20 protein-coding genes and 1 tRNA gene are annotated in these 22748 nt (G+C 41.3%); 6 read left to right on the top strand and 15 right to left on the bottom strand.

Translation table 11 applies throughout. The annotated features are described in order from the left end of the window. The first annotated feature begins 312 nt into the window (after positions 1–312). From PQ469_RS02935 to PQ469_RS02920, 4 genes are all read left to right on the top strand, one after another. Entirely contained in the window at positions 313–1428 is a 1116-nt protein-coding gene (locus PQ469_RS02935; RefSeq protein WP_274211640.1) for a FecR family protein, read from the top strand. A gap of 162 nt (positions 1429–1590) precedes the next feature. Further along, positions 1591–5142: a SusC/RagA family TonB-linked outer membrane protein gene (locus tag PQ469_RS02930; protein WP_274211639.1), complete on the top strand. Its 3552-nt coding sequence runs from the start codon at positions 1591–1593 to the stop codon at positions 5140–5142. Between the two features lies 1 nt (position 5143). Continuing rightward, positions 5144–6532, top strand: a complete 1389-nt coding sequence (locus tag PQ469_RS02925; RefSeq protein WP_274211638.1) for a RagB/SusD family nutrient uptake outer membrane protein — start codon at positions 5144–5146, stop codon at positions 6530–6532. Position 6533: 1 nt separating this feature from the next. Then, a complete protein-coding gene (locus PQ469_RS02920) occupies positions 6534–7973 on the top strand; it encodes a TlpA family protein disulfide reductase (RefSeq protein WP_274211637.1) in 1440 nt (479 codons plus the stop codon). Between the two features lie 45 nt (positions 7974–8018). On the opposite strand, the gene PQ469_RS02915 is transcribed toward PQ469_RS02920, so the two are convergent. From PQ469_RS02915 to PQ469_RS02875, 9 genes are all read right to left on the bottom strand, one after another. Continuing rightward, entirely contained in the window at positions 8019–8297 is a 279-nt protein-coding gene (locus PQ469_RS02915) for a hypothetical protein (RefSeq protein WP_274211636.1), read from the bottom strand. Positions 8298–8459: 162 nt separating this feature from the next. Continuing rightward, positions 8460–8909 (bottom strand): MauE/DoxX family redox-associated membrane protein, encoded by a 450-nt coding sequence (locus tag PQ469_RS02910; protein WP_274211635.1) that lies wholly within the window; start codon positions 8907–8909, stop codon positions 8460–8462. An 11-nt stretch (positions 8910–8920) separates the two neighbouring features. Then, complete coding sequence (locus PQ469_RS02905) at positions 8921–11539, bottom strand: lanthionine synthetase LanC family protein (RefSeq protein ID WP_274211634.1); 2619 nt, start codon at positions 11537–11539, stop codon at positions 8921–8923. A gap of 245 nt (positions 11540–11784) precedes the next feature. Further along, positions 11785–13731, bottom strand: coding sequence for a conjugal transfer protein MobC (gene mobC, locus PQ469_RS02900; RefSeq protein WP_274211633.1), 1947 nt, complete (start codon positions 13729–13731; stop codon positions 11785–11787). A gap of 9 nt (positions 13732–13740) precedes the next feature. Continuing rightward, on the bottom strand, positions 13741–14982 hold the full coding sequence (locus PQ469_RS02895) for a relaxase/mobilization nuclease domain-containing protein (RefSeq protein ID WP_274211632.1): 1242 nt from the start codon (positions 14980–14982) through the stop codon (positions 13741–13743). Then, positions 14949–15359, bottom strand: coding sequence for a plasmid mobilization protein (locus tag PQ469_RS02890; RefSeq protein ID WP_274211631.1), 411 nt, complete (start codon positions 15357–15359; stop codon positions 14949–14951). The genes PQ469_RS02895 and PQ469_RS02890 overlap by 34 nt, the downstream gene beginning before the upstream one ends. A 171-nt stretch (positions 15360–15530) precedes the next feature. Further along, complete coding sequence (locus PQ469_RS02885) at positions 15531–15785, bottom strand: hypothetical protein (protein WP_274211630.1); 255 nt, start codon at positions 15783–15785, stop codon at positions 15531–15533. 190 nt (positions 15786–15975) lie between these two features. Continuing rightward, a complete protein-coding gene (locus tag PQ469_RS02880) occupies positions 15976–16581 on the bottom strand; it encodes a ParA family protein (protein ID WP_274211629.1) in 606 nt (201 codons plus the stop codon). 37 nt (positions 16582–16618) lie between these two features. After that, positions 16619–16960, bottom strand: a complete 342-nt coding sequence (locus PQ469_RS02875) for a helix-turn-helix domain-containing protein (RefSeq protein WP_274211628.1) — start codon at positions 16958–16960, stop codon at positions 16619–16621. Between the two features lie 280 nt (positions 16961–17240). On the opposite strand from PQ469_RS02875, the gene PQ469_RS02870 reads away from it, so the two are divergent. Next, positions 17241–17756 (top strand): hypothetical protein, encoded by a 516-nt coding sequence (locus PQ469_RS02870; RefSeq protein ID WP_274211627.1) that lies wholly within the window; start codon positions 17241–17243, stop codon positions 17754–17756. 225 nt (positions 17757–17981) lie between these two features. Here the strand turns inward: PQ469_RS02870 and PQ469_RS02865 are convergent. Then, positions 17982–18055, bottom strand: a tRNA-Asn gene (locus PQ469_RS02865). 86 nt (positions 18056–18141) lie between these two features. Here PQ469_RS02865 and PQ469_RS02860 point away from each other — a divergent pair. Further along, positions 18142–19056, top strand: a complete 915-nt coding sequence (locus PQ469_RS02860; protein WP_090643953.1) for a PfkB family carbohydrate kinase — start codon at positions 18142–18144, stop codon at positions 19054–19056. Positions 19057–19157: 101 nt separating this feature from the next. Here PQ469_RS02860 and PQ469_RS02855 read toward each other — a convergent pair whose 3' ends face one another. From PQ469_RS02855 to murB, 5 genes are all read right to left on the bottom strand, one after another. Next, positions 19158–19412: a cytochrome b5 domain-containing protein gene (locus tag PQ469_RS02855; protein WP_274211626.1), complete on the bottom strand. Its 255-nt coding sequence runs from the start codon at positions 19410–19412 to the stop codon at positions 19158–19160. After that, positions 19396–20088 (bottom strand): lycopene cyclase domain-containing protein, encoded by a 693-nt coding sequence (locus PQ469_RS02850; protein ID WP_274211625.1) that lies wholly within the window; start codon positions 20086–20088, stop codon positions 19396–19398. Before PQ469_RS02850 ends, PQ469_RS02855 begins: the two co-directional genes overlap by 17 nt. Next, positions 20085–20630 (bottom strand): hypothetical protein, encoded by a 546-nt coding sequence (locus tag PQ469_RS02845; RefSeq protein WP_274211624.1) that lies wholly within the window; start codon positions 20628–20630, stop codon positions 20085–20087. Before PQ469_RS02845 ends, PQ469_RS02850 begins: the two co-directional genes overlap by 4 nt. Positions 20631–20785: 155 nt before the next feature. Then, on the bottom strand, positions 20786–21322 hold the full coding sequence (locus tag PQ469_RS02840) for an RNA polymerase sigma factor (RefSeq protein ID WP_090642614.1): 537 nt from the start codon (positions 21320–21322) through the stop codon (positions 20786–20788). Between the two features lie 266 nt (positions 21323–21588). Beyond that, positions 21589–22608 carry a UDP-N-acetylmuramate dehydrogenase gene (gene murB, locus PQ469_RS02835; protein ID WP_274211623.1) on the bottom strand — a complete coding sequence of 340 codons (1020 nt, stop codon included), beginning with the start codon at positions 22606–22608 and terminating at the stop codon, positions 21589–21591. Positions 22609–22748 lie beyond the last annotated feature (140 nt).

The raw sequence follows: 22748 nt of genomic DNA, 5'->3' as shown, positions 1-22748 counted from the left end.
AAATAAAACAGTGTGCATTCCTTTCAAGGCTTTGAAAAGCATTATATTAAAGCAGCCCAGTTAGTCTGAAAAATAATTACAGGGCAAGCAACTTCTATTCCTTCAAAAATACCGTGGCCACGAATTCATAGCGTACGAGGGTTTTCAAAAAAATAATTTTAAAAAACACGAGTTCCTGTTTACGGTCTGCTTAGAAGCAACTACATTCAAATACACAGACTTTCAAATCTTTTTAACGATTTTATCAAAATTTCTTCCTTTTCAAAAGCCTGAACCGTCATGTATTAAGAATGACAATTCTCAATCTTAATCATGGAAAAGGAACAATTAAAGGAATTATTCAAAAAGTACCACGAGGGCAAATGTACCGAAGAAGAAAAAGCTTTGCTGGAAGCCTGGTACCTGCAATTTAACGAGCATGATTTGGATATTACGCCAAAACGGATAAAAGCCATAGGAAACAGAATCTTCAGGGAGTTGCCAGGAAACCATACCACTTTTTTAAAAATTGGCGTAAGGCTGTTAAGCGCCGCAACAATCATTGGCATAATAATAACCCTCACCATAAGAATTTTGTTTCCCATAGGAAAGCCGGAGAGCATGCTGACTAGACGAGATATAGCGCCCGGCACGAATACGGCCGTACTGACGCTGTCAAATGGAAAAAGGATCAATTTAAGTAAAGCAGGAACCGGGCAGCTTGCGTCACAGTCAGGTATCCGAATCTATAAAACAACAAGCGGTCAAATTACCTATAAGACAGTTGGAAACAGCGAGCGGGGTCATGCAAACACAATAAATAATATTTCTACTCCCAAAGGCGGGCAATGGCAGGTGGTGTTACCCGACGGGAGCAAAGTCTGGCTCAATTCGGCTTCATCCTTTAACTTTCCGGCTTCATTCGAAAACCAAAAGGAACGTATAGTTCAATTGAGCGGTGAGGCTTACTTTGAGGTAGCAAAGGACAAGCTGCATCCATTTATTGTCAAAACAGATAAGGAGTCTGTCCAGGTATTGGGCACCCATTTCAATATCAACTCCTATCCCGATGAGCCGGCTGTTAAAACCACCTTAGCAGAGGGCAGAATTAAGGTTACAGACTTAGCCGGTGAAACTAAGCAGCTTGTCCCCGGGAAAGAATCTGTTTTAAGAAACGGTAGCTTAACGATAGCTGACGCAAATGTCGAAGAAGCATTGGCCTGGAAGAATGGTTATTTCCGCTTCAATGACGAAAAAATCCAGAGTGTGATGAGACAACTTGCGCGCTGGTATGATGTAGATATTAAATACGCCGGGAACGTTCCAACCGATGGATTTAATGGTAAAGTTTCCCGATCCAAAAACATTAGCCAGGTGCTGAAGGCCCTTGAAGCAACCCAAACAGTTCATTTTAAAGTTGAAGGAAGGAGAGTTACCGTAATGAAGTAAACGATCAGATCAGTTAGTTAATTAAAAGCCAGGGAACCGATTGTCGTCGGCGACCTGGCTTTAAGCCTGATTCTTTAATACTATTTAAACTATTAACGAACCGCGAAGTGCCCCCGCATCTTGGAAAATGAATGGCACGACGCATAACCATGCTCAAAACAAATGTACAATTTTTACCCTAAAAAATTGGTGCAGCCGCCTGGCTGTACCCCTAACATTCTGTTGATTATGAAGCTAACGACGCTCATTTTAATCACAGTGATTCTGCAGGTAAGTGCCAGCACTTATGCACAGAAGATTTCGTTAACTGAAAAGAATGCTCCCCTGAACAAAGTCTTTGAAAAGATCAGCGAACAAACCGGTTATGATTTTCTGGTATCTACTGAGAACCTCAAACAAGCAAAATCAGTAACCATCAATGTACAGGAAGTAGATTTAAAAGCTGCGCTGGATATTATATTTTCAGATCAGCCTCTATCCTTCGTCATCCAGGAGAAAATGGTGGTCGTCACCAAAAAGGCCCCGGCTTCAGCCGCAAAAAACAAAAATGATATTGACCTGCCAATTAAAATAAAAGGCAGGGTAATGGACACAGCTGGCACACCTTTGCCAGGGGCTACAATCAAAATCAAAAATTCTGCTAAAACTTCGCTTACCGATGCAGATGGCCGCTTCGAGATCGCGGCAGTAAAAGGTGATGAAGTGGAGGTCACGTTTATAGGATATGCATCATTTACCTTTATTGCAGAAAAGGACGAATCCTTCCTGCAGGTCATTTTGCGCTCAAGTACTGCTAAACTAAAAGAGATAAGCGTAATTTCTACAGGCTATCAAACCATACCAAAGGACAGAGCTACCGGTAGTTTTGCAACCGTAGATAATGAATTACTGAATCGCCGTGTGAGCCCCGATCTGCTGAGTCGGCTTGAGGGAGTAGTCCCTGGTTTGCTATTTAACCGTAATACGGCGAATAGTTCAAAGGGGCTGGCAGATATTAGCATAAGGGGTAACAGCACTTTGTTTGCGAATAGTCAACCGTTGGTAGTATTGGACGGCTTTCCATATGATGGTGATCTCAGCACTATCAATCCAAACAACGTAGAAAACATTACTGTCCTGAAAGATGCGGCGGCTGCATCTATATGGGGCGTTCGTTCTGGAAACGGTGTAATCGTTATTACAACAAAAAAAGGTTCGCGGAACCAACCCCTGAAAGCAGAGTTCAACGCCAAAATCACCCTAAGCACCAATCCCGATCTTAAATACAATCCGAATTATTTGCCATCTAGTACATTCATTTCTATTGAGCGAAACCTTTTTAATGCAGGATATTATGATGGCGACTTGAACAGGATAGCGCCGGTCTCACCAGTCGTTCAGCTTTTGGCGAACGAGCGTTCCGGAACAATAGACAAGGCTGCCGAAGAGGCTCAAATAGCAGCACTCGCACAGAATGACGTCCGGAACGATCTAAGCAAATATTTTTACCGAAAATCAGTCAGTCAACAATATGCTTTAAGCCTGAAAGGCGGGGGAGCCAACGATGATTATTTTATCAGCGCAGGATATGATAAGGGCTTAAGCAATTTAGTTAAAAATCAAAATGACAGGAAAACGATCAGCACGACCTATAATTATTATGTTTTGCCCGGTCTTACAATTTCTTCAAATATTAACTATGTCCAATCCTCATCTACAAATGACAACACGATCGGTCAACTGACATTTGGCAATCACAATACTATCTACCCCTATGCGAAGCTGGCTGACGCCAGCGGTAATCCTTTAGCCATCATTCACAAATATCCTCAATCCTTTCTGGATACAGTTGGATCAGGAAAACTGCTGGATTGGAATTACAAGCCTTTGGACGAACTAAACGAGGCTAATAATACCGTGAAGACGAGCAGTGCAAGATTGCAATTTGGGGCAAAATATGACTTCCTGAAATACTTAAGCGCCTCGATCAACTATCAATATTTAAGGGAAAGCAGCCTCGCCGAAAATGATTATAGCCTGAATACGTATTACGCGCGCAGCCTGATTAACCAATTTACACAAATCGGCAGCGGCGGTAGCCTGACGTACCCAATCCCTGCCGACGGCATATTGGAGCAGGGAAATAGTTTGCTGCGTACCAATACCGTGCGTGGGCAAATCAATTACCACCGATCGTTTAACCGCGGGAATGAGTTGACCGCGATTTTAGGCGCTGAAATCCGCAGTACGGTGACATCCGGAAATAGCAATACCATTTATGGCTACGAAGCCGCCACAGTAGCCAGTAACCAATCGATTGACTACACCACAAATTACAATTTTACTGATGGCGGTGGCGGAATGATACCAACGGTCTTATCGCTTTCACAGATAACGAACCGCTATATATCTTACTATGCCAATGCTGCCTATACCCATCTTGGCAGATATACCCTGTCAGCGAGTGGGCGTATTGATAAATCGAATCTTTTCGGCGTAAACACCAACCAGAAGGCCGTACCGCTTTATTCCGGCGGCTTTTCCTGGAACCTGAGCAAAGAGCCCTTTTATAATGTTGAGGCCCTGCCATATTTAAAAATCAGAAGCACCTACGGGCTGAATGGCAATGTGAATACAAATGCCACAGCTCAAACAACCATCCGGGAGTTTTACAACCTGAATCCCTATTCACCCATACCATTTGATCTGATCATCAATCCGGGTAACCCTGAATTACGATTTGAAAAGATCAGGATGATCAATCTCGGACTGGACTTCTCCTTAAAAGACAATATCATCAGTGGAACCCTGGAATATTACCTAAAAAAAGGGAATGATCTTTTCGGATACAGCCCGCTCGCACCTTCTACAGGTCTAACTTCCTTCTTTGGGAATAACGCGGACATTGAAGGCCACGGCTTTGATATCCAGATCAATGCAAACCTAAAAAAAGGCTCATTCGGCTGGAACGCATTATTCTTGCTCAGCCATGCTACCGATAAAGTAACCGGTTATGGTACAGCGATGAGTGGTAACGACTATGTCGTCACTGGCAATGCCAGCAGCGTTACGCCGCTGGAAGGAAAAAGTTTGTATGGGATTTACAGCTACCGTTGGGGAGGATTGACGCACGACACCGGAGATCCCCAGGGCTATGACGCTACAGGAAAGGTAACTACCGATTACAATGCCATTATCAATGGAACAACCCTCGGCAATATGGTTTATAACGGTTCTGCGCGCCCGTTATATTTTGGATCATTTAGGAATACCTTCAGTTATCGGCAATTATCCTTATCACTGAATTTTACCTACAAACTGGATTATTATTTTAGAAGACAATCCTATACTTCGTCCGCTTTACCCTATGATGGCAACAAAGATTACTTCAAGCGCTGGCAGAAACCAGGAGATGAGGTAACCACAAATGTCCCGTCCTATCAACCTCCTCCTTTCGATAACTCCCGTGATGATTTCTACTATTATTCATCTGCGCTTATTGACAGGGGAGATCACATCAGATTGCAGGACCTTACGTTAAGTTACGACTGGGATAAAGCCAGCGTTAAGCACCTGCCTTTTTCTCACTTGCAATTATACGGCTATATCAACAATATAGGCATTATATGGCGGGCGAACCATGATGGTCTTGATCCGGATCTCCTGGTCGGATCCTATTTATCGCAGTATCCTTTACCAACTACATTTTCGATTGGATTTAAAATAACCCCTTAAAATGAAAAACTCGAGCAATATTTCCATCATATATATATTAGTGTTCGCGGGGTGGCTCTTTACTACAACAGCCTGCAAGAAAGAAAACAATTTCCTTGCCGCGAAACCTGATCAGCAACTCTTTATTCCAAGCACGTTGAACGATCTCGCTAACCTCGTACACAACGAACAGGTTTTCAATACAACCGATCCCGGCTTGGGGGAAATAGGAACGGATGATTTCTTTGTAACTGATGCAGTTTGGACTGGTTTAAGCACAACGATCGACAGGAATGGCTACATCTGGGCAAAAAAAGTTTATGACGCCGGACAAAACGTATCAGATTGGAGCCTGACTTATTCGCAGGTATATTATGCAAACACCGTCTTAGACAACCTGCCGCTTATTTCCGTCTCCAGGGACCAGCAAGCCCTGGCTGATGAAATAAAAGGAGATGCGTTGTTCTTCCGCGGTAAAGCGTTTTATACCCTTTTACAAACGTTTTCTTTACCCTATGATAGTAAGACAGCGGGGTCAGATCTGGGCATCCCATTGCGTCTGACATCGGATCTCAACCAGAAATCCGTCAGGGCCAGCGTTCAGGCAGGCTATAATCAGGTCATTTCCGACCTACAGGCATCCGTTAATTTACTGCCGACTACTACGCCATTTAAAACACAGCCTTCACAGGCGGCTGCAAACGGCTTTCTATCACGGGTATATCTCGCTTTAGGTAATTATCAAAAGGCCCTTGATTGTGCGAACCTGGCCTTAAATCAGTATTCAACGCTAATGGATTTTAACGTCCTCAGGCCCAGCTCGTATAATATCAGCTCAACGTACCTGCCAGAAGATATTTTTCATTGCGTACTGCAAAGCCATGCGGTTAACACTATCAGTTATCTGTCCATTACCGACACGCTCCTGTATAAATCCTACGCGCCCAATGATCTCCGTAAATCGGTGTTCTACCGAATTAAAAACGGCTCACCCTATTTTCGCGGTAATTATGATTATAAGTACTTCAACTATAGCGGGGTCGCTACGGATGAACTATACCTGAATAAGGCTGAATGCCAGGCGAGGCTGGGTAATCCGGATGATGCGATGAATACACTGGATACCCTCATGGCGACCCGCTGGGCGAAAGGAACATTTATTCCTTATACAGCAAGTTCTTCAGACGATGCCTTGATTCAGGTTTTAAACGAGCGGCGAAAGGAACTGCTTTACCGTGGGCTGAGATGGACAGATTTAAGAAGGCTGAACAAAGACCCAAGGTTCGCCATCACCCTGAAAAGGATCATTAATGGGGTGACTTACACGCTGCCACCCAATGATAACCGATATGCCTGGCCCATTCCTGACAACGAAATATCCTTAACCAATATGCCTCAAAACGAAAGATAAGATGAAAAAGATACTTAACACCGCTTGCTGCTGCTTACTAATGCTGTACGCTTCAGCGCAACAAAAATATGCCACGATAACCTGTAAATTATATAGCTTAAACAGTAATGAGGCTATAAGCCTTGTAAGTGATAAATACGGAACAGCGGCAATACCCGGAATCCAGCAGATCTACACGCAAAACCTGGTCAATCATGTGACCCTATTCAAAATACCGGTGGGCAATTTCCCTATGCGATTTCATTTAAGACTTAACCGGATCGATCTCCCTCCGAGTCTCGATGTGTACCGTCGTATGAACTCTAATTATTATTTAGAAGCCGGCGATAATATTTTATTAACCGAAACGAACGGCAAACTGAATATTTCCGGGAAAGGAGCTACCAAATTTAAAGTTGCCGATCACATTGACAGCCTATACTTTAAATATGATATTCCGGTGAGTATCGCAAGTTCAAAAGGTTTTTGCAGATATGCCTTTAAAGCGGATACTGCTTACCTGGAAAAAATCAAATACCTGGAGAGCAAGCAAAACTTGATAAGTCCTGCAATTAAAGGAATGTTTGAAGCTGATATTCTGGGCGATTATCTGAGTAAGTATTATGTATTGGGGTTCAGTAAAAAGGATATAATCAAACAGGTTATTGACAGTCTCCGGGAGTGTCGGCCGGGTCTTCCTGATAGTCTGATCAAAAAAAACAAAGTATATGAAATGCCTGAATCGCCTTACAGCTTAAATCTTGCTTTTGGAATATTCGCCACGTATTCTTTTGATTCTTGTTTCGTTGCTAATAAACCTTTTAGTTTGATAAAAATGTATAATGACATAAAATCAAGTTATTCGGGGATGTTGAGAGATCGGTTAATTGTGCAATTGCTTTATCGAAATACAAAATCAAATGTTGATTTTACCCAGTTGGCCAACGATGCATTAACATATGTTGAGGAGGCAGATCTTACAATTGCACTAAAAAAATTAATTGCCAACCATGCTGTTGGAAATCAGGCTTTCAATTTTGAACTACCCGACACAAGTGGGAAACTACATTACCTATCCGAATTTAAAGGAAAAGTAGTCTTACTGGATTTTTGGTATACCGGCTGTGGTAATTGCCGCGCTATTTTCCCATATCTTAAAGTCATCGAAAAAAAATTCGCCGGACAACCTGTTGCTTTCGTAAGTATCAGCGTCGACAAGGAAAAAGATCGTTGGCTGAGAGGCATACAATCCGGTGTTTATACGACCAAAGCGCGTACAAATTTATACACGGCAGGTCGCGGCGACAAGGATGCAACCATAACTCATTATGATGTCGCCGCATCTGGTTATCCGACGCTCATATTAATCGATAAAGAAGGGAGAATGATGCAAAATCCTACAGATCCCAGGGGAGATGGTGGAAAAGATTTGACTAAATTAATTGAGGATGGGATAAAATAAAATATACGGGCTTGTCTCCGGACAGCCCGTATAGCCTACAAAAAATTAGTTATTATAGGCTTCTTGCGAAGGGTTTACCTTACTAAACTGAGCTGGATAGGTGTCGTCCGGTAAACTGGTGACACCGCTACTGGTCGACGTAATAGTACAGTTTAATTTCAACGTAGCCGTGCTACAGGCTATACCAGGTCCGGTAGGATGTACTGCTGTCCATCTGGCATGGTTGCCCGTGGTTTGGATGGCATAGTACGTTGTTCCAACTTGGTGTTTGGGTGCATTGAACGCAAAGGCACTGCCGATACCAGTGATTGAGACCATGGCCATCAGGCCAACTTTTAACTTTTTCATAAAATTTTTGTTTTAAATTTAGTCTTCCGGTTGTTACCCAGGTGCCGGTTAAAACCTGATTTCGCGCGTGAAATATCTTGGTATGCATCCTTTAGATGCATATGGTAAGTGTTCAACTATTTTTATGTTTACCAGTCGTTAATTTGAGAGACCATGCAACTTCGATTTTATGACTGATTGCGTTGTTTTTAAGCAGTAAATCCCGAATGCCGCCAGGAATACAAATGCTAAATTAAATACGAGGTGCTGCCACCAGCCGAGTAACTGGATAACGCCGCCGCAGGTACATGGCACATAAGGAAAGAAATGCAACAGGATGGCACCGATGTAAAGCGAGAACGCGCTCATGAGTCCGATAAATAAATAGAACCCCAACAACCTCGTCTTTTCAAAAACAAGCATTGCCGAAACGGCGATTTCTGTCGCGGGGAGCGTCCAAATAATCAATGTCGCAAACCATTTCGGGAAAGGTTGATTCTGCATCGAATGCACAAACGCGGATATATTAACCAACTTGCTGAAGCTGGCATATAGGAATAATAAGATCATTAGGGCTGTGATTACCTCAATTAATACTTCTTTTTTCATGACTCATTTTATTAAACTTGTAATAGTGGGAAACTAAATTTGTCCGGATTTGACTGGCGTATTAAAAAGTGCAATATGCCCGCATGTCCGTCGCAAAGGCCAACTTTTTGCTCGAAATAATCGTCGGGGTGCCAATAGTGAAAACCGTTTTTAGACCTGTTGCCTGTATGATGGAAGAACAATGCGATGTGGTTTGCCCGTTCCCGCCATTCCGTTTCGTTAAATACCTGGCCGGCTTCAATATACACCTCGCCAAGACCGGCTAAGCCGTTGGAAAAACTTGTAAAATAGCTTGAAATAAATGTCGGATGTGCCAGCAGCGCTTCACTCGCGATTTCTTTGTACAAAGGGTCCTGAAAATACCGGTAAGCCTCAATGAAAACATAGGCAATTCCCGTAAACCCACATTCCACCCAGGGATTAGCGTTAGAAACGTTTGGGTTTACCGTCCATATCTGATGTCCATTTTGCAGCGTTCTGACTCCGGCCAGGTATGACAGCGCTTTCCGGGCAGCTTCGCCTGCTTTATGATGATCCAGTTTATCCGCACAGGAAAACAAAAAAAGAGCAATACCTGCAATGCCGTGAAATAATCCCGGCACCTTTACCCGAGAGTTCCTTGTTTCCTCGTCATCCAGCAGCCAGGACCCGTCGGCCTCTTGCCGAGCTAATATTGTTTGAATGATATCGTTCAACCGGCCATAGGCTTCGCGTGAGTTTATTATATACTGGTAATTTAAAATAGCCAGCCCCTGACCAGCTAATCCATTCTTTAACCCCAGGTAAACAGGTGACACATCTAATAAATCAAGCGCCGATTCAGCAGTATAATTTCCTGGCAATAATTTTGCCACTGAAAGCGCTGCAGTTGACACTATTAAGTCAATCTTACCGGGAAAGAAATTGCCCTGAACCTCGTTCTTTTTTAAATTTTCTAACTGCAGCATTTCGCGCAGGTGATGTCGCACCATACTTTCATCTTCACTATCAAACAGGTCTGTACTTGCATATTTAGCAAGGGCATACATCATACCCCACCGGCCTTCAGCTAAACCAAAACTTTCTGATAGCCAGTTTAATTTATCGTCAATGAAAAGCGGTGTGGCCAAAGCTTTAACAGCCTCTTTTAAGTTTTGCGATCTAAAAGTTGGATGAATAGATATTTGGGATGAACTTTCTGTCGATAATAAATCCGATCGAAACGATTCGATCGTTTTATTAATGAAATATAATGTTGGCCTTTCTGTAGGATCCGGGTGCAGGCATGCTTCGATCAAACGGCAAATCGTTTCATTTGGGAAAAAGTATTCAAGTTGTTCTGCCAAATACAGGGTGTATTGCGTACTGAACTTTAAAGGTGGCAAGCCTGTAAATATTTTGATTAAAATCCCTCCCAGGCTGTATATGTCATCACTGTGTTGCGGGGGCAAAGAATTCTGTTGTTGTGGAGAAATATATCCAGGTGTTCCAAGTAAAAATGGTGGACTGGGAAGTTGATGTGCTATTGAGTAGCACAATTCCAGATCTGTGAGATATACTTTTCCATTAGGTAAAACAATAAAATTATCCGGATTCAAATCCCGATGCAAAAACTCCTGTCGATGGAGATTCGCAATGATGTCTATGACCTTCGTCGTCAGGGACAATAATTCGAATTGTTGGCGAGCTTCCTGATTAATCCAGTTTTTGCCTGAGAAGATCGAGGTTACGATATCGCTCAATGAAGTTCCTTCAAGAAACTCCATTGATAAATAAGTTCTATGACCATACTCAAAAATCTCCTTTATTTGAGGCAAGGGCACCGCCCGAGTTAGTTTTTTCTGCACCTCGAACTGCCAATTCAGCCTATCGCGGATGTCCCTCCCTGAATCGTCAAAGCATTGGTGTGGATTGCCCTGTTTCAACAAACACAATTCACTATTATAAATCAGGTTTAGTTTAATGCATTTCCAAACTGATCCTTTGGGGTCTTTTTTAATTTGCTGCAGGGGCAGATAACGTCGTGCTATGAGCCGGGTGGTCTTTTCTTTTTTTAGAGGGAACAGGTCATTGAAAGGCCAGTCAATTTTTCGCGCCTTTAAATGATCAATAAGAATATTTGTACCACTGACCGGTACACCTCTCCTGATTCTTAATTTTGATTCCCCGGGGATTAATGTTCCATAAGAAAGATAAACACATGTAGAAATGCCGGCCGCATCAAGAACTTCCGGACCCTTTAAATCCTTCGTCAACCCGATTAAAGTTTTGGTAAGATGTTTTACCTGGTTTACATCCATAGATATTACCGATATCACCTTACCTACAAGATCTAATCCCCTTCGGCCGTCAAGAATTTCGTTATGCAGTAACGACCCAGACGGCATGAGAAACGATACCTGAGCATTCATTAATTCACTGATAATCCGAGGGGCAGCAAGCATAAATTGCTGGCGGACGATTGAGACGTGAATCAGCCAGCCTTCCTTGAGTGTATGCTTGCCAACTACGATATAAGGTTTAGTAAAACAATAGGTTATGCCTTGGTTGGCAATTAATAACTCATAATCAAAAAACTCTTCAGTTTTAAGACTTGCTGGTGACGTAGTATAAACTGATACATCGCTGTCCTGATTTACTTCACTTTTCATATGTAGGTATTCGCTTATGTTTATGACTTACACAGCACAAACTTTAAATGAATTATATGAAGTAAAATAACGCCATATATTATGACCGAAACAGGGACAAAAGGGTAGTAGAAATCTATGAGTATTAACTATTGATTAATCAGCACTTACGCATTGCGTAAGGAGAAAAAATTCATAAATGCAGTTATTTCAACTAATCGGCCATTAAAATTATCGCAACCCTTTACGCCCTGAAGTTGTATAAACTAGGCTCGCGGCTCTTTTGAAGTAAGTTCCTGAACCACGATGTTTTGGATATCATTTTTTATACTCAAGTAATTGGCCATGAGCATATCACTATCCGTTTTTCTAATCTCCGGTATGCTCCTATACCCATTCTCCTCAGTCTTAATGGCGTCATGATCATTAATGATCGAACTATGAAAAACCTTCAAGTCTATTTTGTTATCAGGGTTATCAGCAACCAGCCCGACAAATTCTCCCGACGATAACGTAGCTATCTTTGAAGCAGGTATGGCAAAATCCAGTTGTGTTGATTTACTAATTGAAGTATCCTGACTATTAATGGTTACACTTTGACGCTCCTGCATAATCTTTCCAAACCGTTCACTCAATTGTTTTGCGGTATCACCGGTAACCTGGCCTGATATAATATTGCCGACAATATTCATGATCACCTCCGCCTGTTCGCGACCATAGTCCTTTTTGAGCTGGCTATAATCTTGTACGGCGAGCGTGGTAGCAACCTTATTAGAACGTGCTGTAGCGATAAGGCTATCCATATTGTTAAAGTATATGGTAGGAAACTCATCAAAAACCAAGTTGCACTTCAGCCTGTTTTTTTGATTCACCAGCTTTATCGTTCTTGAAATATAGAGAGATAATACCGCACCGTAAACTTGCTGTTTCATTGGGTTATTACCCATGCAAATGATTTTTGGATCTTCCGGGTTATTTAGATCCAGGTTGAAATCATTTCCCGACAACACGTAATATAGTGCCGGCGAAACCAGGCGGGCCATGCTGATCTTTGCGCTGGCTACCTGCCCCTCCAACTGATCATACGCCTCGTTTTGCCAGGCAGATATAAATGGATTGATCAACACTTCAATTTCAGGTTCCATTTTCAGCAACGCAAACAGGTATTTATAATCTACCTGAGCTAATTCAATCGCGTGAGGCAGCGTACAATATTTACCATCCTGATACTTTTTCAAAAACCAAATAAGTGCAGTGACAAAATTGATCGGAGATTCTACGAAGAAGTCACCTTGCTTTTTGATCCATTCGCGATTCAACCCGAGCATAAAAGTACGGGATGATTCCATCGCATCTGTGATGTCTGTCATGCTTCCCGGCTCCAATGGATTGCAGCGGTGTTTGATCTTATCAAAATCGATAAACCAAATACTGGGCTTTTTCTTATAATTTCCTGCATGCTTTAGTAAGGCATTATAGGCAATGATTGAAAGATCAGGGAATTTAAAATCGTAGATCAGCATGCTAAAACCCTTTTTAATGTGCTGTGTAATTACATGCCGAATTACAAAATACGATTTGCCCGCTCCAGGTCCCCCGCAAACAAGCAGTGATCTGAACGGGTTGATCACGTTTATCCAGCTCTGCCTTTTCTTATTTTTGAGGTGATATTCAGCAGGCAGGTTTACTGAATATTCATTTTCCAGCAGGCGCTCCTCCTGTGGAAACGTTTCGTTTTCCTTATTAAAAATGTCTCCCGTTAAATTGATATTAATGATCCTGAACAATAAGCTGACCCCAGAAATGAAAAGAAGGAACCCCAGGCTTGTTACGCTGATATAAATGATCCCAATTGCCAAAATCGACAAACGGAGGCTAAATAAAATTCCACTTAAATAATAAAACAATAATCCGAGTATTATATAGGTTATAGCATTGACTAAACGAACCTTTTGATCTTTCTTTCCCTTACTACCAATCAGCGAGGCAATCAAAAAGACGATAGCAAGCGATTTTGTCAGCAGTGAATTTCTAAAGACAGGAAGCTTATAAATGTTGACTAATATTCGATTGACAATCGGGTATGTCAAGTGCATTTGTTCAAATGCACCATAACAGCTAAAATAAAAATGAAGGATCAATATCAGTATACCTAAATATCTGGTAAAGTCCATGATCTTTCTGAGCGCTTGTTCATTTTCACCAGTTTGCATAACTTTTAATTAAAGGTTCAACTTCCTGCGTTTTTTCTTTTTCCGGCGTTCGAAAAGGTTTTCGCTACCAGATAGATCCGTTGGGCTAAGCAGCTCATCCAAAATTGATCGTGAGAATTTGCTATTTGAATCAAGAGAATTTTCAATTTGTAGATCTTTTTCTTGATCGCCTATGCTTCCATAATACTGGCTGGTTGCTTCGTCGTTATTTTGTATCATGTTAATAGTAGAACCGGCACTGTAATTCTTTCCAAGATCACTGCCGTTAAAAACGACCTTGTTTTCAAGGTCAACATAGGTCACACCGTAAATCCTGCCTTCTGCATTTTCGCGGAACATACCTTTAATACCGCGCCGTTTCAATTCATCAATGAACTTATCTTTAGTGGATGCCTTCGAAATGGCACTGTCAATTCTGGACTTGACCTTATCTTTAAAGGGCTTTCTTAAGTATTCTCCTAACCGGAACTGGTCTTCCAATAATTTAAGCGTTGGTTTCCTATAAATTGCACTTGCCTTAATTGGCACACCGACCCTTATTCCATGGTTATCTAAAGCCCAATAACGCAGCCCCGCTTTATCAAACATGACAGATTCTTTGGTTCCTCGGTCGGCTTCTATATTGTATAGTTTCAATATGGCATTAAACTCGGGGAGGCTCGTGAATTTGTATTGTTGAATTACTTCGTTCACAATATTTGTCATAGCTCGTTTGGTATCAGTTGAACCATATACTAATGGTTTTACCAGAGCGCGTTCGATTTGCTTATTAAGGTCTTTTTTGGAGTCGGCCTGGATCAATCCAAATTCTAACTCGATTTCCTTTCTTGCAGGTTCTGAAACTAAGCGGCCGATATTATGCAGACTGATGCGGCTTCCATCGGCTTCAATGTTTGTCGTAATAATATGTATGTGCGGATGACCGGCATCGAAATGTTTATAGATCAAATAGGGCTGCCATTCAAACCCGATCTTTTTCATGTATACATCGGCGATGGCTGTCAATTTATCATCATCAATTTGCTCGCTTACATCAAAGTTTAGTGAAAGATGGACCGTATTTGTTTTAGTCCGGAAATTCCTTCCGGCCAGGTCTTTAAGCCGGAAAAGTTTATCATAAAATGATAACTTTTCGTGACTTTTAACGTAGCCGTTCGTGGCAATTAACTTTGCTTTTCCGGCTTTGACCTTATTTTCATTATAGTGCAAAGCGCCGATCAGGCTCTTTCCACTTTTAATTTTTGCGACCATAGATCAGAATATTTAGACATACGTTCTTTGATTTCGCTGATTGATGGTTCCAGTTTTCCGTTAATTATCGTTAATAAATTCATCCATAATCGTGTATCGGGGAAACCATGTGCACTATTAATATTCCGGACAGCCTGGTTTAAATTGTTGCCGATAGCGTTTAATTCACGTCTTAGCAAAGCCAGCTCCTCCAATATTTCATCCATTGATTTGTCCCGGTGAATTACAGTTACCGGCTTACCCAGGATCATCGCTCTGCCGAACTCACTTAAGTTTTGAAAGGTGGTTTTTTTAAAGCTTTTATTTAGCTGTTCTTCTTCACTTGGTTTCAGCCGAACCTTGATCCACTTTGAACGATTTTCATTACCTGCTTCCATATTAAAAAGTTTAAACAAACCGACTTCGGAGGGTTTGACGATGGTCCCGAAACGACTTCGGAGTAGAGGGCAAGATTCGTTTGTGGTACAAACGTACATCTTGCTAACTGCGAAAAGACAGCAGTTTAATCCCTTCCATTTTCCATTACAGGCATATATTACTTATTAACTTTAGTTCCCTTTATTTTTTAAAAAATCCTTTAAAGCTTCGATGGTGATATCCTTCTGCGATATATCATGTTGAGCTCCGTATGCCTTGATCCTTCTTTTAAGTCCCTTGGGGATCCAGTTGTTAAAACGGGCCTCTTCTTCATCGGCAGATACTGGCTGATGCTTTATTGGCAACACCTGTTGTATAGGTGCATGAGGTGCATCATTTTTAATTTTATCAGCCAGTGAGCCCAGCTTTTTTTTATAATCATCCATAGCATTTTTTACTACGTGAACATTTGTAGGAAACTGCAAATGCAGCAATGAATATTTGAAGATTACTTCAAATGAACATTTGAACACATGAACATTTAGAGGTTTGTACAAATGAATATTTAAACAAACCTACATTTCTACAAATGCAGCTTTATTCAAATGAACATTTGTACAAATGTTCATTGCTACATTATACACTGATCAGGTCAACAATCTCTTCCGCGAGAAACGTAACCTCCTCAATTGCCTTTTGATCATTGCTTTTTAAAATTCCGGCAGTCATTGACGATCTCGCGAGACTTACACGGTCAAATACCCGAGTGTTTAAAAGAGGCGTACCAAGGGTCTGGATTAGCTCAACAACCTCTGCTGTTATCCCTGACCGGGGTTTAAGCATATTTAAGACAATTCCAGCCTTCAACCGCTGATTTTGAGCCTGGGAAAATTTAACAAGTGCCAAAGTAGACTTGATGGCCATAACATCAAAAAAGCCAGCTTTTGTTGGAACCAAAACGTAATCTGAATAACTGAACAATTCGTTCAACCGATTTGATAAATAGGGGGGCGTATCGACGATAATCAGGTCATAATCCAATGTTGGAATCTCACTGATCTTTTCAGGAGCCAAAATATCAAGTTCTGGAAAATCCTCCTTTAAATGATAAATACTCCCCTGTAAATCCGAGTCGATTAAAGCAACTCTTAACTGATCTTTAAAGCATAAAGCCAGGTTAAGCGCCAGGGTGCTTTTGCCAACTCCGCCTTTCTGGTGCGCTAATGTGATGATCTTTGCCATGATGTATCTTTTTTAATAAAATGTTTGGGTGATTCCATTATCGTTGAGCACGCCTTGATGGAGTTAATTGTACCGAATCAGCAACTTCAGCCAGCGTTCTCTTCCGGCCTGATTTTATCCAATCAAGTAATTCGGTTTTATTGAAATACAGTTTCTTCCCTTGTTTACTTACCGGAATTTCCCGTCGGCACACTTTTCCGTAAATGGTTGAAATCGACAAGTTTAGAAATATAGATGCTTGCTTGATTGAGAATAGGCTGTCAGCATCGGTGTCAGCATCATTTGGATGATTATGACTGAGTATATCTTCTATTTTAGATACTTTCTCTAAAAGCTCGCCCACCGCTTTAGGTAATTGATCAAAAGTTAATATTTCCATAACAGCTTTTTTTAATCGTTATGGAGGCAAAATTATCTCACTATTGCCACTCAATACTCCGAGTTTATCCGACTCGGACAGCAAAAAAATCAAAACAACGGCAAGAAAAGGAAAAAATTTAGGCTGGTGATCTTAATTGATAGGAGTTTGTGCAGAAATAAATAAATTCATAACCGCTACGCAAATAGGCTGCGCAGAATAGTTTGTATTTTGTTTCAGTTACTTAAACGAAACTCAAAAACGACTTTTATTCAGGCAAGAAAATTAAATTTCCAATTATATGACAGGCCTTCAAGAAATGATTTTTATAGGTGAGATTGCCCTACAATCTAAAATTGCACAAAGAGCCGCTGAACGTTTGCAGGCTACCCATGACAATTTTGATCATGTCGAAACCTGGTGCTCTATTCAATCTATTCTTGTAGCAGCAGGAAATGTATCAAAGATTCTTTGGCCAAAACAGAAATATAAAATACGCGGAGAAAAATTAAGGCGATTGCTCAAAGTTGAAAATGACAATCCTCTTTCCAACCGTAAATTTCGTAATAATTTTTTCGAGCATTATGATGAGCGCGTTGAAGAATATTTTCAAGGTAATTCGCAAGGGGTATATATTGATTTGGCAATGAACCCATCTTTAAGGAGCGGGATATTCAATGATCCCCCTTTAAATACCCATAGAGGATATAACTCGTTTAATAATTCGTTGGTTTTCCGTAATGAAACACTTTATTTGGATGAAATATTTGAGGCACTTGATGATTTACTTGATAATTGCAAACCATACTCTTTATGAAGTTGCGCCTCCACATTGAAGGATATCTTCTCTAAAATTAATATAGATTAGAAACACCAATCTGAAATTGCTATGGGTTTTTAAAGCAAATGAATGCTTGAAAAACGTCTACCGTCAATTAAAGTAATTTCGACTGCGGTATACAAATACTGAAAAAATATGCGAAAACTATGCGAATAAAAAAACCCCACTCGCCAGAGTGGGGTTAAATCATTGATTTTGAGGCTCCTGAGGCTGGGCTCGAACCAGCGACCCTCTGATTAACAGTCAGATGCTCTAACCGGCTGAGCTACTCAGGACTATTTTTCCGTTTGGAGTGGTGCAAAAGTATAATTTCTGCGGTAATTTCACAATATTTGCGCAAAAAAAAATTAAAATATTTTCCATGAGTTTGTTAGTTATTGGTACTGTGGCATTTGACGCAATTGAGACCCCCTTCGGGAAGACGGATAAAATCGTCGGCGGGTCGGCAACCTTCGCAAGTTTGGGCGCTTCTTACTTTTTTGACGATATAAATATCGTTGCCGTGGTGGGCGATGACTTCCCACAAAGCGAGATTGAAGACCTCAACAAACACAATGTAGATACCGAAGGGCTGCAAATTAAACAGGGCGAGAAATCGTTTTTTTGGAGTGGCAGGTACCATAACGATATGAACAGTCGTGATACATTGGTTACTGAGCTAAACGTTTTGGCCGATTTCGATCCGATAATTCCCGAATCGTACCAGGACTGCGAATACCTCATGCTGGGCAATTTATCACCACAGGTTCAGCAAAGCGTTATCGAACGTCTTAAAAACCGCCCCAAACTCATTGTAATGGATACCATGAACTTTTGGATGGATATTGCCCTGGATGAATTGCTGAAAACTTTGAAGCTGGTAGATGTACTAACCATCAACGATGCCGAAGCACGCCAGTTATCAGGCGAATTTTCGCTGGTAAAGGCTGCCCGTAAAATTTTAACAATGGGGCCGCAATATCTTATTATTAAAAAAGGCGAGCACGGTGCCTTACTTTTCCATGAGGATAAAATATTTAGCGCCCCTGCCCTTCCCTTAGAGGAGGTTTTTGACCCCACAGGCGCAGGCGACACGTTTGCCGGCGGGTTTATCGGCTATATGGCCAAAGCGGGCACCGTGAGCTTCGAAAGCATGAAAAACGCCATCATCTATGGCTCGGCCCTGGCGTCATTCTGCGTGGAGAAGTTTGGATCTGAAAGATTAAGAAACCTGACACAGGAAGAAATTGCTGCCCGCATAGCCCAATTTGTGGGATTGGCCAAGTTTGAGATATAAGAGCCTCACCTAAATCCTCTCCAAAGGAGAAGACTTTTGAATTGCGGGTTAAAAATATAGGCTGTTTCTTTGGAGAGCAGCCTATATTTTTAACTCCCCCTTCAGGGGGTTGGGGGGCCTGCGCTTAGCCTGCCCACTTTCTCAAACTTTTCAAACACCGTTTCGGTATGCGGGGCATCAACAAGCTCGGGGGTCAAATCCTGGCCGGCCCAATGCTCATAGTGTTTGCCATTACGCCATAGGCGGCTTTCGGTTACATCATATATAATACCTTTATAAGCCACCCAAATCCGGGGCTTATCCTGCCCGTTGCGCAGGGCCAGTTGCGATTTGGTGTATTCAGGCAGATCGGTCATCCGTTTTTTTTCTTGTTTTAAAGTACTCAAAAAAGCCGATATTCATAAGTAACAGCGCCATTAAGTAAAAATGATCTTCTACGGGTATAGTCCCTACCCTTTTGCCCATATTTTGACTATTGTTGTATATAACCACCGGGATGGCTGTTAAAATTCCATTAACAAGGTAAAATGGGACCAGCGCAACTACGTATGCCATGTAAAACCGGCTAAGCCATTCTGTTTTAATTACATACTGAAGCATCAGTAGCAAGATCAGCAAAAGCCCGAAAGTAACTCCTGTATAAATCTTATTATAATAAAAAATAAGCCCCAAAACAGATAACATAATCACCAGGCTGCTAATGATACCGGTTAACCGCATATCTATTTGCCATTTTATATAATAATTTAAACAGGCATAGATAAAAATACATGCAAACGGCACGGTTAAAAAGAAAAGCACTTCCTCAAACGGTAAACCCCACATTGTAACACCGGTAATATACTGCGGATTGAATGACCATACGCCTTTCATGGTAAATAGTACATCCCAAAACAAAAAGAAAAGGCCGGTTGTAGCCATGCCCGGCCATATATATTTCCAGCTTTTATAAAAATACACCTTCTTATCAAACGATAACACAAACGGAAAAAATACCGTCAATATATTGATGATGAGGTAAGTGTATCTCACTTTAATTCGGCTAAGCGTTTGTTCAGGTCTTCATTTTGCGCGGGGGTACAGCGTTTAGAATTCAGCAGAAATTTGATGATGGCTACCGTTAAATCCTTATCGCCGGTACCATAATTCTTTTTACCGAGCTGAGTTATAATTTCATTGCGGTCGGTAACCAAATCCTTGTTAAAACCTAAAAAACCAGGCACATTGTGCTCAACGGAGAAGCGCAAAAAACGGATCTCGATATTATGCGGATCAGCGTTTACGGCTGTTTTATAGGTTGCCTCGGCATTATTCAGGTGCTTTACCTTCATATAAGGGTTCCAGCTGAGCTTGGCCTTACATGCCGATAAGGTAGCCAAATATGCTGTAATTACCCCCGCGGGGTTCTTAATTACCGCCAGGCTTTTATATAGTGAATCGGTTGTTTTGCTGTTATTCATGCACACCATCAGCAAACTGCGGATATGCCTCAGGTTAGGCTCGTCTGCCCGGCTTTGTTGGGTAACAAACAACATCAGGATAACGGATGCAATAAAATAGATACGGTTGTTCATGAGGTGCAATTTAGCCGTTATTGCGATGTGTTAACAGTTGCTGATGACTGCCACGGCTTAGTCAAAAGTACAAATTGAAACCCATAATGTTTCAAAACAAAAAACCCGCCATTGGTAAGCGGGTTTTTTATTTATATATGGTTGAGTTTATAAATTTAGTTTTCGGCGTAAACGGGTTTGGCAATGCCGTTATCGTATGCTTTCAGGTTTTTCTTCAATAGCTTACGTGCCACGTGAATGCGGGTTTTTACAGTACCTATAGGTATCTCTAAATGATCGGCAATCTCATGGTATTTGTGTCCTTCAAAATACATGGTAAATGGCACGTAATAATCGCCTGGCAACCTATCTAAAGCTCTTTTAATATCATCCATCACAAATTTAGCTTCGCCTTGATTTTTTGTTGAACTGAATACCAGGTTTGGCGAAGAGATTTCATCGCTTTTGGTAACAAATGTGCTCATTTTAACAAAACGGCGATAGTTGTTAATAAATGTATTTTTCATGATGGTGTATAACCATCCTTTTAAATTGGTACCTTCTTTAAACTTATTGTAATAAGTTATGGCCTTCAACATTGTATCCTGAACAAGGTCGTTAGCATCGTCTGCGTCGTGCGTAAAATGTAAGGCATATGATCTTAACGAAGTTGCCTGGCGCAGTACAAGGGTGTTAAACTCAATCTTTGTCATTTTGTTAAAGTTTTGTGTTAACAGTTAGGCAAGCATAGTGCCAGTACTGTATTAAATACAGCACAAAACAGGCTGCGGACCCAAAAATCAGCAAAGCAAACATAAGTGTAAACTATACACTTATACCAAAACCAACAACCTGCCTGTCAAGACATTAACAGCAACAAAAACAACTATTGCTTAGAATATAAAAACAAAGATTATTGCAAAATTTTTATTGAAAACAAATGAAAACAAAATTGAAGATTTAGTTAAAATTTAAATTTTTAACTAATAATATTCACCTCGCGTTGTAGCATAACGCCAAATTTAGCGTACACACTGTCTATAATTTGCGACGAAAAGTTGTAAACTTCCGTTCCGGTGGCACCTCCGTGGTTCACCAATACCAGCGCCTGGTTCTTCCACGTTCCCGTGTGGCCAACGGTTTTTCCTTTCCAGCCGCATTGTTCAATAAGCCATCCGGCAGCCAATTTCACCTGCCCGTCGGCAGCCGGGTAATTAACCACATCGGGAAACTTAGTGTATACAGCTTCAAATTCGTGCTGACTAATTACCGGGTTTTTAAAAAAACTACCGGCATTGCCTATGGTGGTAGGATCGGGCAGTTTAGATACCCTGATATGTGAAACTACCTGCGATACATCTTTTATAGTAGGCGATGTAATGCCGCGGCTGGCCAGTTCCTGCCCTATTGCACCGTACTGGGTATTGATGTTGGGGATAAGCGATAAATGGAATTTAACCGATACAATGATATATTTGCCCTTCAGCTCGCTTTTAAAAACACTTTCCCGGTAGCCAAATTTACAATCGGCTTTGCTAAACGTTTTAAACGTACCGGTGGCAATTTCAAAAGCTCGGCAGCTTACAAACGCGTCCTTAAGCTCTACACCGTAGGCACCAATGTTTTGAATGGGTGATGCCCCTACCGAGCCCGGAATCAGGCTCAGGTTTTCAATCCCGGCATATTCACGGGCAACGCAAAAGTTTACCAAATCGTTCCATACCTCGCCGCCGCCGGCCTCTACAAATACATCGTTATGGCTAATGCGGTGTTCAATGCCTCTGATATTCATACGGATAACCAGGCCATCAAAATTGGTAACCAATAACAAATTGCTACCTCCACCTAAAACCAACCGCTCGGTTTGTTGCCATTGCGGGTCGGCAAATAGTTCAACCAGGTCATCCTCATGGGCTATTTCCACAAAATAACTCGCCTGGGCATCTATGCCGAAAGTATTAAAGTTTTTAAGTGATACGTTTTCCTGTATTTGCAGCATGGTGTTGATTTTTAACAATTAGTCTATTTTTCAAAGGTGTTAAAGAGGGTTTCACCGTTTCGGATGCCGGATGTTTGATGCCGGAATTATTGGGGGCGAATTTCGGAATTTTAATTGATTTGGTTAAACAGGTACTAAAA

This window comes from Mucilaginibacter sp. KACC 22773, from assembly GCF_028736215.1.
Classification (GTDB): domain Bacteria; phylum Bacteroidota; class Bacteroidia; order Sphingobacteriales; family Sphingobacteriaceae; genus Mucilaginibacter.
Note: the sequence above shows the minus strand (reverse complement) of the source record. Positions and strands in the feature narration are given on the sequence as shown.

What these genes read in the sequence shown, in the direction of transcription:
- PQ469_RS02905 (WP_274211634.1), bottom strand. Translation starts at nt 11,539, where the DNA reads ATGAAAAGTGAAGTAAATCAGGACAGCGATGTATCAGTTTATACTACG.
- murB (WP_274211623.1), bottom strand. Translation starts at nt 22,608, where the DNA reads ATGCTGCAAATACAGGAAAACGTATCACTTAAAAACTTTAATACTTTC.
- PQ469_RS02885 (WP_274211630.1), bottom strand. Translation starts at nt 15,785, where the DNA reads ATGGATGATTATAAAAAAAAGCTGGGCTCACTGGCTGATAAAATTAAA.
- PQ469_RS02935 (WP_274211640.1), top strand. Translation starts at nt 313, where the DNA reads ATGGAAAAGGAACAATTAAAGGAATTATTCAAAAAGTACCACGAGGGC.
- PQ469_RS02880 (WP_274211629.1), bottom strand. Translation starts at nt 16,581, where the DNA reads ATGGCAAAGATCATCACATTAGCGCACCAGAAAGGCGGAGTTGGCAAA.
- PQ469_RS02930 (WP_274211639.1), top strand. Translation starts at nt 1,591, where the DNA reads ATGTACAATTTTTACCCTAAAAAATTGGTGCAGCCGCCTGGCTGTACC.
- PQ469_RS02855 (WP_274211626.1), bottom strand. Translation starts at nt 19,412, where the DNA reads ATGACCGATCTGCCTGAATACACCAAATCGCAACTGGCCCTGCGCAAC.
- PQ469_RS02920 (WP_274211637.1), top strand. Translation starts at nt 6,534, where the DNA reads ATGAAAAAGATACTTAACACCGCTTGCTGCTGCTTACTAATGCTGTAC.
- mobC (WP_274211633.1), bottom strand. Translation starts at nt 13,731, where the DNA reads ATGCAAACTGGTGAAAATGAACAAGCGCTCAGAAAGATCATGGACTTT.
- PQ469_RS02895 (WP_274211632.1), bottom strand. Translation starts at nt 14,982, where the DNA reads ATGGTCGCAAAAATTAAAAGTGGAAAGAGCCTGATCGGCGCTTTGCAC.
- PQ469_RS02840 (WP_090642614.1), bottom strand. Translation starts at nt 21,322, where the DNA reads ATGACAAAGATTGAGTTTAACACCCTTGTACTGCGCCAGGCAACTTCG.
- PQ469_RS02860 (WP_090643953.1), top strand. Translation starts at nt 18,142, where the DNA reads ATGAGTTTGTTAGTTATTGGTACTGTGGCATTTGACGCAATTGAGACC.
- PQ469_RS02845 (WP_274211624.1), bottom strand. Translation starts at nt 20,630, where the DNA reads ATGAACAACCGTATCTATTTTATTGCATCCGTTATCCTGATGTTGTTT.
- PQ469_RS02925 (WP_274211638.1), top strand. Translation starts at nt 5,144, where the DNA reads ATGAAAAACTCGAGCAATATTTCCATCATATATATATTAGTGTTCGCG.
- PQ469_RS02875 (WP_274211628.1), bottom strand. Translation starts at nt 16,960, where the DNA reads ATGGAAATATTAACTTTTGATCAATTACCTAAAGCGGTGGGCGAGCTT.
- PQ469_RS02870 (WP_274211627.1), top strand. Translation starts at nt 17,241, where the DNA reads ATGACAGGCCTTCAAGAAATGATTTTTATAGGTGAGATTGCCCTACAA.
- PQ469_RS02890 (WP_274211631.1), bottom strand. Translation starts at nt 15,359, where the DNA reads ATGGAAGCAGGTAATGAAAATCGTTCAAAGTGGATCAAGGTTCGGCTG.
- PQ469_RS02915 (WP_274211636.1), bottom strand. Translation starts at nt 8,297, where the DNA reads ATGGCCATGGTCTCAATCACTGGTATCGGCAGTGCCTTTGCGTTCAAT.
- PQ469_RS02910 (WP_274211635.1), bottom strand. Translation starts at nt 8,909, where the DNA reads ATGAAAAAAGAAGTATTAATTGAGGTAATCACAGCCCTAATGATCTTA.